Origin of the sequence: Bacteroides graminisolvens DSM 19988 = JCM 15093, assembly GCF_000428125.1 — a bacterium.
GTDB classification, from domain to species: domain Bacteria; phylum Bacteroidota; class Bacteroidia; order Bacteroidales; family Bacteroidaceae; genus Bacteroides; species Bacteroides graminisolvens.
Genome location: NZ_KE386628.1, coordinates 59,029 through 75,998 on the forward strand (window position 1 = coordinate 59,029; position 16,970 = coordinate 75,998).

21 protein-coding genes are annotated in these 16,970 nt (G+C 33.5%); 16 read left to right on the forward strand and 5 right to left on the reverse strand.

Annotated features, from left to right (window positions below; genetic code table 11):
• Positions 1–8: 8 nt before the first annotated feature.
• Both C511_RS0115535 and C511_RS0115540 read right to left on the reverse strand, forming a co-directional pair.
• Positions 9–560 (reverse strand): lysophospholipid acyltransferase family protein, encoded by a 552-nt coding sequence (locus C511_RS0115535; protein WP_024996788.1) that lies wholly within the window; start codon positions 558–560, stop codon positions 9–11.
• A 20-nt stretch (positions 561–580) separates the two neighbouring features.
• On the reverse strand, positions 581–850 hold the full coding sequence (locus C511_RS0115540) for a hypothetical protein (protein ID WP_024996789.1): 270 nt from the start codon (positions 848–850) through the stop codon (positions 581–583).
• 212 nt (positions 851–1,062) lie between these two features.
• Here C511_RS0115540 and C511_RS0115545 point away from each other — a divergent pair, with 212 nt between their 5' ends.
• Both C511_RS0115545 and C511_RS0115550 read left to right on the forward strand, forming a co-directional pair.
• Complete coding sequence (locus C511_RS0115545; RefSeq protein WP_024996790.1) at positions 1,063–2,709, forward strand: diphosphate--fructose-6-phosphate 1-phosphotransferase; 1,647 nt, start codon at positions 1,063–1,065, stop codon at positions 2,707–2,709.
• Between the two features lie 81 nt (positions 2,710–2,790).
• On the forward strand, positions 2,791–3,654 hold the full coding sequence (locus C511_RS0115550; RefSeq protein ID WP_027318378.1) for a glycoside hydrolase family 25 protein: 864 nt from the start codon (positions 2,791–2,793) through the stop codon (positions 3,652–3,654).
• Positions 3,655–3,718: 64 nt separating this feature from the next.
• On the opposite strand, the gene C511_RS18005 is transcribed toward C511_RS0115550, so the two are convergent.
• Together C511_RS18005 and C511_RS0115555 are read right to left on the reverse strand one after the other, a co-directional pair.
• Positions 3,719–3,952: a hypothetical protein gene (locus C511_RS18005; protein ID WP_148297734.1), complete on the reverse strand. Its 234-nt coding sequence runs from the start codon at positions 3,950–3,952 to the stop codon at positions 3,719–3,721.
• Positions 3,945–4,298: a BACON domain-containing protein gene (locus tag C511_RS0115555; RefSeq protein WP_027318379.1), complete on the reverse strand. Its 354-nt coding sequence runs from the start codon at positions 4,296–4,298 to the stop codon at positions 3,945–3,947. The genes C511_RS18005 and C511_RS0115555 overlap by 8 nt, the downstream gene beginning before the upstream one ends.
• Before the next feature lie 195 nt (positions 4,299–4,493).
• Here C511_RS0115555 and C511_RS0115560 point away from each other — a divergent pair, with 195 nt between their 5' ends.
• From C511_RS0115560 to C511_RS0115605, 10 genes are all read left to right on the forward strand, one after another.
• Positions 4,494–4,982, forward strand: coding sequence for a hypothetical protein (locus tag C511_RS0115560; RefSeq protein ID WP_024996793.1), 489 nt, complete (start codon positions 4,494–4,496; stop codon positions 4,980–4,982).
• 279 nt (positions 4,983–5,261) lie between these two features.
• Entirely contained in the window at positions 5,262–5,543 is a 282-nt protein-coding gene (locus C511_RS0115565; RefSeq protein WP_024996794.1) for a hypothetical protein, read from the forward strand.
• 587 nt (positions 5,544–6,130) lie between these two features.
• Positions 6,131–6,340 (forward strand): hypothetical protein, encoded by a 210-nt coding sequence (locus C511_RS0115570; RefSeq protein WP_024996795.1) that lies wholly within the window; start codon positions 6,131–6,133, stop codon positions 6,338–6,340.
• A 174-nt stretch (positions 6,341–6,514) separates the two neighbouring features.
• Positions 6,515–7,171, forward strand: a complete 657-nt coding sequence (locus C511_RS0115575) for a hypothetical protein (RefSeq protein WP_154657506.1) — start codon at positions 6,515–6,517, stop codon at positions 7,169–7,171.
• 208 nt (positions 7,172–7,379) lie between these two features.
• The gene (locus tag C511_RS0115580) at positions 7,380–7,952 is read left to right on the forward strand and encodes a hypothetical protein (RefSeq protein ID WP_024996797.1); all 573 of its coding nucleotides are present in this window, start codon (positions 7,380–7,382) and stop codon (positions 7,950–7,952) included.
• A gap of 107 nt (positions 7,953–8,059) precedes the next feature.
• Complete coding sequence (locus C511_RS0115585) at positions 8,060–8,452, forward strand: hypothetical protein (RefSeq protein ID WP_034782778.1); 393 nt, start codon at positions 8,060–8,062, stop codon at positions 8,450–8,452.
• A 491-nt stretch (positions 8,453–8,943) separates the two neighbouring features.
• Entirely contained in the window at positions 8,944–9,429 is a 486-nt protein-coding gene (locus C511_RS0115590) for a hypothetical protein (protein WP_024996799.1), read from the forward strand.
• A 337-nt stretch (positions 9,430–9,766) separates the two neighbouring features.
• Entirely contained in the window at positions 9,767–9,895 is a 129-nt protein-coding gene (locus C511_RS18610) for a polymorphic toxin type 50 domain-containing protein (protein ID WP_369440834.1), read from the forward strand.
• A 5-nt stretch (positions 9,896–9,900) separates the two neighbouring features.
• Positions 9,901–10,062, forward strand: coding sequence for a hypothetical protein (locus tag C511_RS18010; RefSeq protein WP_154657507.1), 162 nt, complete (start codon positions 9,901–9,903; stop codon positions 10,060–10,062).
• Between the two features lie 333 nt (positions 10,063–10,395).
• Positions 10,396–10,995: an ankyrin repeat domain-containing protein gene (locus tag C511_RS0115605; protein ID WP_024996801.1), complete on the forward strand. Its 600-nt coding sequence runs from the start codon at positions 10,396–10,398 to the stop codon at positions 10,993–10,995.
• A gap of 483 nt (positions 10,996–11,478) precedes the next feature.
• Here C511_RS0115605 and C511_RS0115615 read toward each other — a convergent pair whose 3' ends face one another.
• Entirely contained in the window at positions 11,479–11,946 is a 468-nt protein-coding gene (locus C511_RS0115615) for a hypothetical protein (RefSeq protein ID WP_024996803.1), read from the reverse strand.
• Between the two features lie 766 nt (positions 11,947–12,712).
• On the opposite strand from C511_RS0115615, the gene C511_RS0115620 reads away from it, so the two are divergent.
• The 4 genes from C511_RS0115620 to C511_RS0115635 all read left to right on the forward strand — a co-directional run bounded on the left by C511_RS0115620 (position 12,713) and on the right by C511_RS0115635 (position 15,834).
• The gene (locus C511_RS0115620; RefSeq protein WP_027318381.1) at positions 12,713–13,156 is read left to right on the forward strand and encodes a hypothetical protein; all 444 of its coding nucleotides are present in this window, start codon (positions 12,713–12,715) and stop codon (positions 13,154–13,156) included.
• Positions 13,157–13,582: 426 nt separating this feature from the next.
• Positions 13,583–14,684, forward strand: a protein-coding gene (locus C511_RS0115625) for an IS3 family transposase (protein WP_244877246.1) whose coding sequence is annotated in 2 segments (ribosomal slippage) — positions 13,583–13,836 and positions 13,835–14,684 — 1,104 coding nt in all. Because the reading frame shifts where the segments join, the coding sequence is not laid out codon by codon here.
• 516 nt (positions 14,685–15,200) lie between these two features.
• On the forward strand, positions 15,201–15,371 hold the full coding sequence (locus tag C511_RS18015) for a hypothetical protein (RefSeq protein WP_154657509.1): 171 nt from the start codon (positions 15,201–15,203) through the stop codon (positions 15,369–15,371).
• Between the two features lie 22 nt (positions 15,372–15,393).
• Positions 15,394–15,834, forward strand: a complete 441-nt coding sequence (locus C511_RS0115635; protein WP_024997690.1) for a hypothetical protein — start codon at positions 15,394–15,396, stop codon at positions 15,832–15,834.
• Positions 15,835–16,970: the final 1,136 nt, after the last annotated feature.

The following is a 16,970-nucleotide window of genomic DNA, read 5'->3' on the forward strand; positions in this document are numbered from 1 at the left end:
GAATCAACTTACAAACCTGTAGCAAAGTTTTCAGGATGTTTCCCTCTAAACTGTTGATAATACAATTTGATTTCACGCATATCTTTATCCACATCACCGGAAGGAATAATAACCTTGTTTGAAGTGATTGTCTTGCTTGGGTAATCAATAGCAACCAATATGATGGGCACCTCTGCTTTCATTGCAATATAATAAAAGCCTTTCTTCCAGTTAGGATTTGCTGTACGTGTGCCCTCAGGGGTTATTGCCAAATGAAATCTTTTACTTGTGCGAAAATGATTAACCATTTGGTCAACTAATGATGTTTTACGACCGCGATCAACGGGAATTCCACCAACGGCTTTAAATAAAAGTCCCAGAGGAAAGAAAAACCATTCTTTTTTCATCATGAAACTAGTCTTTCTACCAATGGCACCGTAATATAATTTTCCGATAAATAAATCCCAGTTGGTTGTATGAGGAGCTGCACATACTATGCACTTGTCGTAGTTAGGTACATCAAGAACTACTTTCCATCCTAAGATACGAAAGTAAATAAAGCTGTAAATTGCTTTTTTCATTCTAACAAATACTCTGACTATTAATTTAGCTTACCGATTGAATCAATGATTTCGTTTACTTTGGCATCGAAATCAGCACGCAATTTTTTGTAGAATGCTTTTACATTACCGGGTTCCGTGTGGCTTATGCGGCATACTATGTCATCTTGTACTTTAAGAATGTTAAGCATAATTTCTTCAGCTTTATCCTTATTAGTTCCGGGTACATAGTTTGTTTGTATGAGGCACTCGGTGAATAATTCTCCCAAGATATAATTTACATTCTTTTTTAGTTCTCTTCTACTTGCCATAATGTTTACAATTTATGTGGTTTAAATTAAAATATATGGGGTAAAGATAAGGAGAATCTTTGGATTTATGCTATTAAATGTACGTTTTTTCGTATTTTGAGGTACTTAGCAGGTATTTACTCCTCTTGTATTTTCATAATTCAGAAAAAAAAGCGAAATTTGCTCGCGTTTAAAAACAGAACTTACTAACCCCTTTAAATAAAAATAGAAAAATGACTAAAAGTGCATTGCAAATTGCAAGAGCAGCTTATCAACCCAAGCTGCCAAAAGCGTTGAAAGGATTTGTTCAGGTGAAAGAGGGAGCTGCTACACAATCGGTTGCAGATCAGGAAGCTATTAAAGAGCTTTTCCCCAATACCTACGGAATGCCATTGATACAATTTGTTGAATCAGCATCAGAAACATCTTTTTCTCCGGTCAATGTAGGTGTTATTCTTTCGGGCGGACAAGCTCCCGGCGGGCACAATGTTATTTCCGGATTGTTTGACGGTATTAAGAAATTGAATGCCGATAGCAAACTTTACGGATTTATATTGGGTCCCGGTGGATTGGTTGATCACAACTACATGGAACTAACTGCCGATATCATTGATGAATATCGCAACACAGGTGGTTTCGATATAATCGGTTCAGGCCGTACCAAACTTGAAAAGGAAGAACAGTTTGACAAAGGTTATGAAATTCTGAAGCAATTAGGAATCAAAGCTTTGGTTATTATCGGTGGTGATGATTCTAATACGAACGCTTGTGTTTTAGCAGAATATTATGCTGCTAAAAAATACGGTGTTCAAGTGATCGGTTGTCCTAAAACAATTGACGGTGACTTGAAAAATGAGATGATTGAAACTTCTTTCGGTTTTGATACAGCTTGTAAAGTATACTCTGAAGTGATTGGAAATATTCAGCGCGACTGTAATTCAGCCCGTAAATACTGGCACTTCATTAAGCTGATGGGTCGTTCGGCTTCTCACATCGCTTTGGAATGCGCACTCCAGGTTCAACCGAACGTATGCATTGTTTCTGAAGAAGTAGAGGCTAATGACATGTCTTTGGACGATGTGGTAACTTACATCGCCCAAATTGTAGCCAACAGAGCTGCTCAGGGCAATAACTTCGGTACCGTACTGATTCCCGAAGGTCTGATTGAGTTTATTCCGGCAATGAAGAGACTTATCTCCGAATTGAACGACTTCTTGGCTGCCAATGCAGAGGAATTTTCGCACATCAAGAAATCTCATCAGAGAGACTATATCATTTCAAAACTTTCAAAAGCAAATGCAGATATCTATGCTAGCTTGCCTGAAGGAGTAGCTCGTCAATTAACTCTTGACAGAGACCCTCATGGAAATGTACAGGTATCATTGATTGAGACCGAAAAGCTTCTTTCTGAAATGGTGGCTACTAAATTGGCTCAATGGAAAGCAGAAGGTAAGTTTGTTGGAAAATTCGCTTCTCAACATCACTTCTTTGGTTATGAAGGACGTTGCGCAGCGCCTTCAAATTATGATGCAGACTACTGTTACTCATTGGGTTATACGGCTTCTATGCTTATAGCAGACGGTAAAACCGGTTATATGTCGTCGGTTCGTAACACAACAGCTCCAGCCGATCAATGGATTGCAGGTGGTGTGCCCATTACGATGATGATGAACATGGAACGTCGTCACGGCGAAATGAAACCGGTTATCCAGAAAGCTTTGGTTAAACTTGATGGTGCACCATTCAAAGCATTTGTTGCACAACGTGACAAGTGGGCTATAGAAACAGCTTATGTATATCCGGGTCCTATTCAGTACTTTGGTCCTACAGAAGTTTGTGATCAGCCAACCAAAACATTACAGCTTGAACAAGCTAAATAATATTTTTTGAATACCGGCCGGTAATAAGCATGTATTTCTTCATGACTGTTACCGGCTTTTTATTTCTTTTCAGCCTGAGACATGACCGGAATTAGCACTGTGCGGGGCAGACGAACCTCTAAAAAATCAACAACTTCCCGAAGTAAATCAACGAAACGTAAGCGGAAAAAAACTTCCCGCTCCATGCCTGTGTGGTTACGCAATGTGCTGGCTTTGTTTCTCATCCTGGCTTTTTCTGCCAGTTTTTATTATTTCTTTATTCGTCCGTATGCTTACCGCTGGAAACCGTGTGGCGGACAAAAAGAATACGGCGTTTGTATGCCTTGCTGCTATGATGTTCACGGCATAGACGTGTCACATTACCAAGGAAGAATTGATTGGGAAGAACTTTTTGCTCAGAACCAAGAAACTGATTTCCCTATCGAGTTTATATTTATGAAAGCAACAGAGGGCGCAACCCTGGGTGATGATACTTTTCAAAAAAACTTCGCTTTAGCCCATAAATACGGATTTATTCGAGGTGCCTATCACTTCTTTTCGCCGAAGACCGATGCACTGAAACAGGCTGAGTTCTTCATTAAAACCGTCACTTTACGAAAAGGAGACCTTCCACCAGTACTTGATGTGGAGCTAACCGGCAGGAAAAGTAAAAGTGAGCTTCAAAAGAGTCTCAAGATATGGCTTGACCGTGTGGAGGCGCATTATAAAGTAAAGCCCATTTTATACACTTCCCACAAATTCAAAACCAAATACCTCAATGATCCCTCTTTCGATGTTTATCCGTATTGGATAGCACATTATTATGTTGATTCAGTTAAATACGCAGGTAAATGGTATTTTTGGCAGCATACGGATGTTGGCTCGGTAAAGGGAATCAAAGAAGAGGTTGATTTGAATGTATTTAATGGTACTCTTGAAGATTTAGAGGCACTTACTATTAAATGATTGAGCCTTTTTTATTTTGTCAGACTGTTTTTTTTATGACATTTTGCTCATAATACAAATCCCGTTACCACCCAAACTGTACCGGTACATTCTGTAACTCCGGTCTATTATTATACAATGATCGTGTGTCTTGTGATTGTGGATGCACTATGATGGCATATTTCCACCATACATTAGTAGCGTTGACAATATCTTCCCGTCGATATACTCTGTCACATCCCATGTAGAGACCATTGGTATAGGTTTTCCCTTTTGACCAGGGGTCATATATTTCAAAGAGAACAGTATTGTTAATCACCTAATACCCCTTTCGGGTAGTTCATTATACTGATGAGTGTACTTCGTTGCAGCCCGGTGTTAGGACTTGCTGTGATAAAAACGGTTGCGGTGTCATCTTTGTTAGCTTCTTTATTAATGTAAAGCCAGTTGTCTTCATTGCTTTTTATCTCCCATTCTGCATTTGATATGATTTGTATCTTTTGACTTTGTGCACCTTCGGCATCGAGATGGATTTCTTTATTTGTTATGGTAATTACTGCTCTCTCCTTTTCTGCAGAGCACGATAAGAGTACGATAACTCCAACTGTTATCGTACACCATATTTTTAAATCCTTATAATACCTTAAGGCTGCTATTTTTTTCATGTTCACCTTTTCATTGCTGATGCACGAAAGTAGCTATAAATTATTTTTTCTTCAAGTAATATTCACAGAAATTGATTCAATTATAATAGGAATCTTACATAATATATTATATTTGTTGTAAGTTGTTAATGTTTTAGGACTTTGATTAGTTATTTCGGTGGTTGTAGGCTATTTTGATGTTAAGAATATTAGACTATGATAGTAAAATGGAAATTTGTTTTAATACTTGTTGGAGTACTAATAGTATTCTGTTGCTGTGAATCAGGAAAAAAAATCCAAAATCAAGGGGTTAAGGATATATATGGTCATCCAATTGGCTTTTTATTTAAAGACAATAGATGCGTGTATTATTCTACAGATGGTAAGAGAATAACTGCTTGCTCAGGAGGTGTAGACTTTAATGGAGGACGAGATTCTTTGTCTGCATATCTTGGGCGAAAATATATTAATCATCCAAGTTACAATTATCAAGAATATAATATGCATGAATATTTCATTGTATTGTTTGATGAAAATCTAAAAATAAGAGAGGTGCGAATCTTATATCGAAAAGGCTACAATAATGAACGATTCTTTTATGATAGTATTTTTGTAAATGCCTTAAAGAACACTACTGGCATGTGGCATAAAACTATTGAGAATAAAAAATGGTACACTTATTTACATCGCCAGAAGATTTATTAAAATATGGAGACGGTTTGCAAGAGGCGGTACTACAGCAGTAATAAAAAGCAGACAGATGAGAAAATATAATTTAGACTCTGAAGGATGGTACTTTCTAATGAACAGGGTTGATATCGACAGAAAGCTGAAAAGATGCGTGTGTGAAATTTTTCAAAATGATTAGGGGCTTATAAAATATTATAATAAATGTATAACCGAAATATCATATAATGTATTAAATTTGCAAGTGACTTTTTGAAATTTATTTCGTGCCAAATGTAGTATTTATCTTTGATATATATGAATCCTGTAAAGAAGACATTATTAACCTTATTAGGTTGGATTATATTGATCTTTTTCGTTAATTTAGTAATTGGGGCTAAGGGCGATTTTAATTTTATTTTAACGGTCTATGCCTTTTATTTGATCCCTGTTGTAGGAATTATATCTTATGTATTGTTCTTGCTTATTGATAAGAAAAGTTGGATACGCGACAATTTAAGCATAACAATTGCTTTTGGTGGATTTTTATTCTTTTGGTTGCTGAGTATAGTCTTTTATATTTATGATCTTTTTGAATAAGATGATTGATTCAATCTCTGTTTTGTAAGCCTCAAAGAGGACTTTAGGCTAGCAGTAAAATTAGAATCAAAATCTTATATAATGTGTTAAAATTGTTGCTGATAGTTGTTGTTTATTTTATTATGAACACATGCACTTTGCAGCTTATAAGTAAAAGAAGTTATAACTGTAGGAGATTGTATACGAAGTCTGGATTTAATTTTTATGATTGTTTTACTTGTTAGGCTACCGCAAGGAAGGTATGAGCCTGTAGGTGGAAAACGCTAAAGATAGTAATAATGAACCCCATTAAAATAACTTTACTTGTATTGTTTGCTTGGATAATACTGGCAAAATTATATGTGTCTAACTTTATAGAGGATGTTTCAGAAAAACCGTTTGAAGTTGCGATGTATTCTTTCTATTTGGCTCCGTTTGTATGTATTATAGCTTTTGTTGCGAGTCTTTTCTTTTATCGTTCATGGATAATCAATAATAGAATTGTAATTACAATATTCTCATTAATACTGCTTGCATGGTCTTTTTTGATAGTTTTTTATATTAAATCATTATTTCAGTAACTAGGCTTTTTAAATTAAATAAAACATATGGCTGTTGACTTTGCTGAACTAATAGGTAGGGTGATTCATTGGTTAATACATAGTTGGAAAACAAGTTTGCAAGATGAAGTGGAAGGTAGCCTTGATGCTACTTGGGGCAGAATGTACGACATGGAAAACTATATAATTGGAGTGGTTACAGTTGTAATCATATTAGTAATTGTTCTTCTGTTAGTTTTTTTATCTTCTATTGAATGAGATAAAAGGCTCGGAATTTCTCTAATTTTGATTTAGCATTAGCTACTCAATTAGAGTACAGAATGGTTATAAAAATGATAAAGTAGAGACTTATGGTGTTGTGATATTTTTTTTTATAATTCAAAAGGATAAGTACCTCAGAATAGATGTTTTAATGTTAAACAATTTTTTGCTATGAAAATAAAGTATTGTATTTTATTGCTAATAAGTGTTTTGTGCATGGGAGTTAGGGCCCAAACTAAGCAGCTTGGGACCATGTTTTTATTTGAGAATTATCTAGAGACTTTTAAAAAAACATCTTTACCAATTAATTTGGATAGAGATGCTGTATTTGAAATAGTTAACAATGGGTCTCGATTACATGAAATAAATAATAGTTTTAAAAGATTTATCCCTACAGAACTTCTGAAAAGAAATCTTAATAGCACATTTAAAAGCTTGTATTTGCTTCCTAGTCGCGATAGTATTGTTGTTACTTTAGTAATGCAAGAGTATACAGATAAACATGAGATGGAGAATGCTAGAATTTATATTATAACCTACAATAAAAAAAATCATTTTGTTGATTATCAAGAGCTTGCAGGTGTCGTGGTTGATTTTTGGGAGGCTTTTGGAGAGATAAGTTGCGATTATGCTATCGTTAGTAAATGTTATCAATATAAAATGGGTAATAAAGTTGATATGATTAAATATTTTTGTTTTGCAGAAGATATATATGAGTATTATATTACTAACTCTGGGATGGTAAAAAAAACGAAAGAAACTAAGAGGAATGGCTATTTTGAATGTGGGGAGACGGGATATAATTATATTAAACCTATGAACAACTAATAAACTGCATAATTAGCCATGATCATGAACTGAATATTCCTTGTAATCACAATGCTAATATATTCCCTGAATAACCCTTTATTCGCAGAATACTGTATATGTAATAGGGAAAAGCTATAAAGGCTATATTTTCCCAAAAGAAGTTGTTATTGTAATGGAATTAAAATCAAAATAGCCTCTCCCCAAAAAAGAAAGAAAAGAAATAAATATGGTAGAAAAAAGACATTCCAAAATATTTAGGCATAAAGCATTCACAATTTTATCTCTTATTGCTGTAGTAGTGGCAATTATAATTTTACTCAGGATTAAGAGTTTAAAAGATACATACAAGTCTGAATCCGAGGATCTTGTTCCTTTAGTATCTTTGATTTCTACTGTTTTACAATGGAAAGACTCTGCTTATTGCGTGGTAGCAGAGAGCGGAGATTTATGTCCCATCTTGGAAAGAGAAAACGAAAAAATAAGTGAGTATAAAAAACTCACTTACAAAGAATTTATTAATCTCTCATATAGAGACACCTTGGTCGTTGATAGTATTTCTTTTGCAATTTTAAAGAAGTATGTTGTTCTTCCCCAGGCTCGCGTTGATTCCATTTACATAAGTAATGGAGTACAAGGTTTACTTTTTGCTTATTTTAAAGATGCATGGTTTAATGGAGATAGTTTACTTACTTTACCTGAGCAGCGGTATGTCGTTTTTTTGTTGCGACATAATCAGTATGATGTAGATATTGATGACGAATCAGGTTGCTTATACATCACTCCTCGTGATCCTAATTGAAAATAGCGAAAGAAAGGTGATATAATTGTAAGCAGAATCATTTTGGTAATAATGGTGTGATTGTAAGTGCCAGCGGTGGCGCTCAGAAATATTAAATGTATAATAAAATGAGATACTTATTATTGAGTTTATTGTTATTACTTAGCAGTTGTACAAATAAACGTCCTGCTTTTAACTATTTTGTAGGGACATGGGAATCTAAGGCAGGAGGACAGATAGTATTAAACGCAGATAGCAGTTGTATCGTTCAAAATGTGAATGATATAAGTGGTGCAAAGAAAAGCTTTCTAGGAAAATGGTTATTTAGGATGAAGGATGATCTAGATGAGAATAGATGTAATATATCTATACGGGAAGATGATGGAGTGGAATATATGTTGTTTTACATTTCAGGAAAAGGTCTGTTTGGAAATCAGGCACCATGGTATCTTTTTCAGTACATAGGAGATCCTGATGATTTTAAGAAATATGAGTTTAATAAGAACGTGACACAATATTAAAAACCACATTGTGTTAGTTGTTAAATTTTTAGATTTTCAGTGCTGTTTAGTAGTCGGCATTTAACAACTTAATTGCCCATGATCATGAAAGATACATATTACTTATAATATTTGTAACTATTTGAAAAGAGAAAAGGTTTATACTCATTCAATAAAGTAAAAATGAGATAAGTAAATATAAATGTCAATACGTGGACTTTATAACTGAAAATGGTGATATTTTTATAGCTTTTTTAAAAGACATTGATAATATGAATATGTTATCATAAGATATTGTTGCGATTTTTGTTAAAGGATTCAGTGTAAGCCGGCAGCCTTACAAGTACAATGAATGATCAGGAGAAGGATTGAAAGAATGATAGTATATTTGGAAATAAAAATAATGGAGGACAATAGCAATGAAAGGCCTAATTTTAAGTGTATGTATTTCTCTTTTGAGTGTAGCTGGTTCGAGAGGAACAAATCAGTCTAGCTTTATATATTGGGAGGATATGACTACAACTGAACAAGATAATATTTTATATTCTCCTGCAATCTGTAAAAATGCTGTTAGGTATTATCTGAAGAATTTTAGAACCACAGATAATAAGTTAACTGAAGAACTTTTAAGTGAGATAACCTGCAATGGTAATTCTAATCAAGAAGTAATATTTTATTTCTATATTTTCAATCAAATATGTTTGGAATCTGACAGTGCTTTAAGTGAAATTTTAGGAAAGTATTGTATGAAGTTCGCGTTGATAAATCCTGAATTTACTCTTTGGTATTTTAAGAAAAATCCCAAGGTTGAAAAGGTATATGCAGAGTTGATGGGAACTGAATTTTATTTTAAGGAAGATGGTAGTTCAGATATTGAGTACAATTATAAAGACTTTAAGAAGGCAATTGAAACAAGAATAAAAAATAACCCCGAGTATAAAGAAATAGCATCTTTATTTTATCATGAAATTGAAATTGTAATGAAAAAAATGGATTGATGGACCAACAAATGAAAGATATGCATACCTCATAGGCAAGCTAAACGAAACTTTATACGTATGCCTACGATCATGCGGGAAGACTGAGCAAAAATATAATAAGAATATAGTCAAAGTCTCATATTATATATTAAATTTGTTGCAGATTCTTAAGTCATATGACCAATGAAAACGGCTTATTTAAACTTATCAGTATGTCTTTTGCTGAGGTGTCCGCTACAAGTCAGCAATCTTATAAGTACAACGGTAAGGAACTGAATACGGAAAGAGAGGATGTTTTTTATAATTATTCTACTCGGTATATAGACTCTGCATTGGGGATTTATATTATGTATCCCTGAGGAGTGATTTTGGTGAAGTAATAGGAAAATGTGTTGACCGGACAATAGGAAAGGCTGTGCCAACTACTAAAGCGATTGTACATATGGGAAAAGATGGCGCACATATTGTTCCCACAAAACTTTAAATATTATGGAAAGAAAAGACATACTATTATCAGCACAAAGAGCTATGCTTGGCGCAGTAACGCCCAATATGCAAGCTATTACAATTGGCTATAAAAAAATGCCTGTCATCTTAAGAGTTTATTTTAAGACACAGCCAAGAGAGGATGAATGCGAATTGGTAAAATAAATTACAACTGAGATTGTTGCCGATTTTAATGAGAAAGAGATAACATACATAAAAGAAGAAATTTTTGTAGCTCAAAAACTTGAATGTTTAGACGATTGGCTTTATTTGCAGTATGTAAATATCTAATCATGTGACAAAATTGTTGTGTTTGTTTTTTTTTGTGAATCATATCAAAGCTTTGATTAATTGTTAATTCCAAGTAGCATACTAATTTAATATGAGAAAAAAATAAGAAGGTATATGAGGTTGCAACCGCTAAAGGTAATAATCTAATTACGCGATCGCTTAAAGAGATAAATTGATGAAAATTATGAGATAAAAAGACAATTAACAATGGAGAATTTCAATGAATTGCTAAAAGATGCAATAGCTTGTAATGATATTCATTTTTTAGAGATGAATAGACATAAATACGACATTAATCATCGATTTCCGGACGAAGATAATGATACATTGTTGTTATATTCGATAGGTGATTCCCAAAGTGATACTTATTCTTTTTTCATAGAAAATGGAGCTGATATAACACTAGTCAATGATTTGGGAGAAGGTGTTTTTCATAGTATTGTTTACTCCGGCTTAGTAGAAAGAATGGCTGATATTATTAATCAACCATTGAATGCTATTTGCTTGCTAAATACTCAAACGAAAGAAGGTGTGACTCCTTTATTGCTATCTGTATTATTAGAGAAAAATGACATTTTTGATTTTTTATTAAAGATGGGAGCAGATGTGAATCTGTCTGATAATACAGGAAATTCGCCTCTTCATCCTGCTTGCTTTCAAGGGCATAAAGAGATGGTTTCACGATTGCTCGAAAATGGAGCTAATCTACGCTTAAAAACGCACAAAGGAAATTATCCATTGGCGTTGGCTATTAACGGTGATCATGATGAGATTGCAAAGTACTTGTTTCATAGAATATATGATTAGTTCTTTATGCTTAACTTAATCTTCGGATAAGGTTAGCTATTCCACAAGCTGTAGATGGTTAACTAGTAACCAATTAATTAAATCATTTAATTATGGAAAGGGTAAATTTGTGGTTTATATTACTTGCTTCTTTTTTTTATATTGGGTATGTGTATATCTCATAGCTTTGATAATGGAATCACATGCGTCAGGATTTGAACAATATCTTTTAAGGATTATTGCCGAAGGCTTTGATTTGTTCCCTTTTTTTGAGATTATTGTTATGATATTAGTGGGTTTTATTGATAAAAAATGGTTTAAATATAACAAAGCAATGTTAACACTTACTGTTTTGTATTCAGGAGCTTATCTGCTGTTGAATTTAATAATTATATACTTGCCTGTTTGTTTCTTACTGTTCGTACTTTAGGTTGATTAACATCAGCCTTATTAGCCTTTTGCGGAATTGTACGATTGATACGCCTGTCTTTCAAATGATTTGTATTATTTTAATTTTAAATTTGTTGGTATTTTATGTTTTTCTCTTGATTGTTCAAAGGAAAGAGAATCCAATGGACCAACTAATCCCGATTTTATAATTCTATACGAATACGATTTGTTTAAATATTGTGATTTTTCAACAATACTATCAAAAGTACTTGAATCATTGAGATTTACAGGAATACTCTTGTCGATAATCCAATAATGCTTATTCGATTTTGCAATAATCCACCTTTTATCAAAATTGTACTTTTCAACTTTATCTTTTACAACATAATACCAATTGTATTTTTTTGTTGTTCCATTAAAAGAACGATAATAAATACTTTTATCCATTTCCAATGTGTAATTATTGCCAAAATCTATCTCCGTATACCAATTGTAAGTTGGCATAAAGAAAAAAATATAAATAAGTACAGTGACTATAATAGCAATTAATGAAATTGCTATCACTTTGATTATGCGTTTCATTGACTTTTGATCATGCAATATCGTCCGAAATACTAATGGTTGACTCCTCTTTCCGTATCCAGTTTCTTACCATTGTACTTGTAAGGCTGTTGGCTTATACTCGAGCTCCCAATCATTTTACTACACCGAGCACCGCTTTTAATTTCCGTCCATCGGCTGCATATGTATATATGTATCCGTGGCAGAATAAATTTTAAGTGTCTGCAGCAAATTTAATACATTATATGATATTTATGCTATACTTTTATTTTATTTTTTCAGTTTTCTAGCATGACCATAGGCGTAGGTCTTGGTCCTTATTAATTGCATGTTTATTTATGATGATTAGTATATTTCACAGCTATCCCATTAAAATCTATAATCGTCTTTTTAAAATATTAAATATTGCCATCACTGTTATCCAGTATGGCGAGATCAATGCTGTAGCTTCCATTTAATAGAATATATTTAATATAAAACGGTTGCCTGATAAAATATTATAATATTATTATAGCCCAGATTTCACATAACATATTAAATTTGCGGCAGATGAGGTCTGTCTTTTGCTGAAGGGTTCAGTACATGCCAACAATATAACAAGTATAATGGGTAAGGAGGAGCAGATGATGAAAATATTTATCCCTATATTACTTAGTCTTTTTTTTCTGTCAAACAGCAAAGCATAAGATTCAGAATTTAAAATGTATTTAAATGAATTTAGGCAAATATGAAAGGCCTCTTTTGGGGTAATGATAAACAGTTCTTTTTCTAATTTATTATTTTTATTATGGTAAAAAAGTTTTTTATTACTATCATGGTTCTTGCTATGTTTGTTTTCGTATGGAGCCAGTTTCGCCATTTCTATATAGTGAATAACATATCTTTTACTGTATGGAAAAGAGTGGGAGGATATTGTTATGTAATACCAGGCAGATATTACTCTTTAAAAAAACCTAAAAAGGATTATATACGCGTATCCAATGTCGGAAGTTTATTAATCTGCTTAAAAAATGATTCTAGTCTGGTTCTTTTTAACAATAGATATATAGATAATGACTCAGTTTATATTAACTTTAAGAATTATAAGTTTGAATATTATAGCCCTAACTCTAGATCTATAGATGAAATAAAAAAATGGGATGAAATGAGGAGCGTTAATAGGCGTAATTTACCTTTTTTAGAAGTTGATATTCGGGAAATGTCTGCTGTTATAGATGATAAAGAACAATAGTTTTATAGTTTCTGATAGTTAGGTTTATATACTCAGAAGACTGCTGTTCCGTTAAAGATAGGCTAATATATCTACATTCCTTTATTAATAATTCCTACAGAAGTTTTAGACAATCCTAAATACTAAGGTTGCCTTTTATTCTCAGGAGTTATTCTTGCTTCTGCACTTAAAAACAAATACTACAATATTATTTTGAAAAAAAGAGGAACTTGTATAAAGGCAAAGGTTTCTAATGTATATAGAATAGGAAGAAAAGGAACTATGAATGTCGAGTATGAATTTAAAGTTAACAATATAACTTATATGAACTTTGATATGGGTTTTGAAGAAGTTAGCGATACTATGCCTGTGGTTGTGTGCTTCCCTTTAAGTCGGACTGTTTGTAATTAGACAAATCTTATTAAATTTGTCAAGGAGGAATAAAAGATGAAAAAGTCAAGACTCAGTGAGCATGAAATCGTAAAAGCAGTCAATCAACTTGATAGTGGTTTATCTGCAGATGTTATCTGTCGTGAATATGGTATATCTCGTGCTACTCTTTATAATTGGAGATCGAAGTACAGCGGTATGGATTCAAGCCATATTAAGTGCTTGAAAGAGCTTGAAGAAGAGAATCGTCGCCTAAAGCAGATGTATGCTGATATAGCTTTAGATAATAAGATCCTAAAGGATGTCATCGAAAAAAGCTATAGAGCCCGAGGTAAAGAAAGACGTTGTAGCAGAAATAGTAACGGATTACAAAATCAGCATCACTCGGGCATGCAGGTTAATATCGATTCATCGTTCGTATTTCTATTATGCTGAAAAGAAGGATGATAATGAGGTAATTGATTCCATTCGAGAAGCCTCAGAGTTTGGCGATGGATTCTGGAAAATCTATTCAAGATTACGTCGGGAAGGTAAAAAATGGAATCATAAACGAGTGTATAGGGTTTATAAACTGATGAGGTTTAATAAGCGCTCAAAGCTAAAGAAACGATTGCCAGCAAGAGTTAAGCAATCTCTTATTACTCCAGGTCTTCCCAATCAAACTTGGTCTATGGACTTTGTAAGTGACAGCTTGGAGTGTGGTCGTAAGTTTCGTGTATTGAATATATTGGATGATTTTGACCGTTCCGCCATAGCTCAAGAGATATCAATCTCAATGCCGGCGGAACGTGTTATAAGAATATTGGAGAAAGTAATATGGCTTAAGGGAAAGCCTGAAGCTATAAGATGTGATAATGGACCTGAATTTATTTCAAATAAATTCCAGGATTGGTGCAAAGCTAATGGTATAACGATCAAATATACCCAACCGGGATGTCCTACACAAAACAGTTATGTAGAGCGTTTCAACGGTAGTTACCGAAGAGGGGTGTTAGATGCATATATCTTTAGAACACTAACTGATGTTAGGGAAATAACCGAAAAGTGGATGGAGGACTATAATGAGTGTCGCCCGCACCATTCATTGGGTGACATGTCACCCAATGAATACAGAAGGAAGTATGAAACTGATAATAATATTATTAATTTAGCAGTCTAATTAAATACCGTCCTAAAAAAGGGAAGCTGACATGGTATAGCTTACCAATGATCCGATAATTAATAGACCTAGTAATATTCTACATTATTAAAATACGATATTTCGTTAAATTGCAAAAAAGGCAACCTGACAAAATATTATAATAAAAGTATAACCGAAATATAATATAATGTATTATATTTGCCGCAGACGCTTAAGATCTCTTCTGCCAAGAATACATACACGTATGCAGTCGACGGGCGGAAATTGAAAGCTATAAAAATGTGGGCTCTTCCATGTCAATTCAAACAAGTGAAAATTCTTGTTTGAATTATTGATCGTCAGATAAGAAGTACTCTCGTGGGCATTGCAGCTGTAGAACTCGCAGGGTCGTTAGCAGGAAGAACATTGACCTTTTCAGGGTCATGGTTGAAAGCTCTTTTGAAAGGGGCTGTTAAGGAAGCCAACATTTAAAAACCTTTAGGATTAGGTTCTACGGGCAGAATCACAGCTGAAAATCTTACAGAATAATTAGCTATGGAAGAAACTATGTTCAATTCTACACTTGGCAAAACGATGATGACAGGTATGAAAGATAGTTGTTGGTTGGGTTGGAATAAGATGCAATGCACGCATACTGCATTGGATGGAACTAAAACTACCATACATTACGTGGGGAAGATTAAATGGTATTTGAAAAGCTGTTGATGATTTTGAATTCAAATAACTTATGAAAGTACGTTGCGTATACAATACAGGGGAAGCTTTAAGGGTGTATGAAAACAGCCCACAAAAAAAGAATGAATTTCGGCGATTTGGTAGTTCTGAGAATAGTCAGTTTAATGAAATAACAATTGGGAAAGAATACTTGGTAATGGGGATAATAGTTTTTGAAACTTACCAAGCCTATCTTATAGATGACCAAGGCTTTATTTCTGCCTGCCCTTGTCAATTATTTGAAGTGGTTAATGGTGAAATAAACACTAATTGGTTTTTTAGAATCATAGATAAAGATGAAGATATTTACCCTTTTGTACAAGCTATTTTTGGTTATCCTGAATTATGTTTTAATAAAAAATCTTATGTGAATCTTATTGTGGAAAAAGATGAAGAATCTCAAAGGATTTATTTTAGGTGCAAGATAGAGCAGGAAAAAGAATTAGCAAAATAAAGCAGAAGCCTTTCAGAGTTGGTACTTTTGTCTCTAATTTTAATGTTTATACTAAATGTATCAAGGATAGCAAAACGAGAAATTCTGATTTTACGTATGACGGCCTGAACATGACTTGTGCCGGCAATAAACTGGTGAAAACAGAAGACACAGGTTTCTCTGTGACTCTCTCTCTCAATCAATGGATTTTAAGAACAATGCCAACCTTGCAACAGAATACCTTTACGATAAAAATGGCGACCTGATAAAAGATTATAATAAAAGTATAACCGAAATCTCATATAATGCATTAAATTTGCCGCAGGCGCTTAAGAATTCTTCTGTTACGAATACATACACGTATGCAGCTGACAGGCGGAAATTGAAAACGACATATATTATTTTTACCTGACGGGTTATTTGGGTCTTAATCGTGTGATTGCCAGTGCTAGTATTGTTCTGAGTAGTCACTATTATCCGTTCGAATGCTGACTATATTGATATATCTCATGGCGGAATTAAGAGTCTGTCTTGGAATTTATCTGCAAATGAGAGGAGAGGTGTTGGTTATGAGATGGACTCAAAATATGCAAGTTACTTTTTGTTAGCATACAGAGATGATATTGGTATGGGTGCTGGTGTTGCTACTGATAATGACAAAAATAAAGGGTGTTCAATTCAATACCTTACCGACAAAATTTAAAAATTACCAGCAGGAGCATGTCAAGTGGTTAATGGTGAAATTATTCCTCGATAAAGAACATAAAAAATAAGATATGAAAAAGTGGAATCCTTTGTTAATATTGTTTTTATTATTTATTTTTTATTGGATCATTTTGTTTATTGTAGCAATTACAGTTGATTCTCAACATGCAGGTGGAGAACAATACTTCCTGACTATTTTTGCAAAGGGAATTGATTTGTCTCCAATAATTGGAACGATTTTGTTGGGAGTTATATGTTTAATATATAAAAAATGGACTATTAGACATAAACTATTGTCGACAATTCTGTTGATATTCCTATTGGTAGCATCTACGTTCTTATTGTTCTTTGATCATTCGTAAAACAAATAGTTCTATAAAATAAACGTCCTGTATTTCGGGTGTTTATGTGTATATGCATTTTTATTAAATAAGTCTTTAAACTTCTTGGCG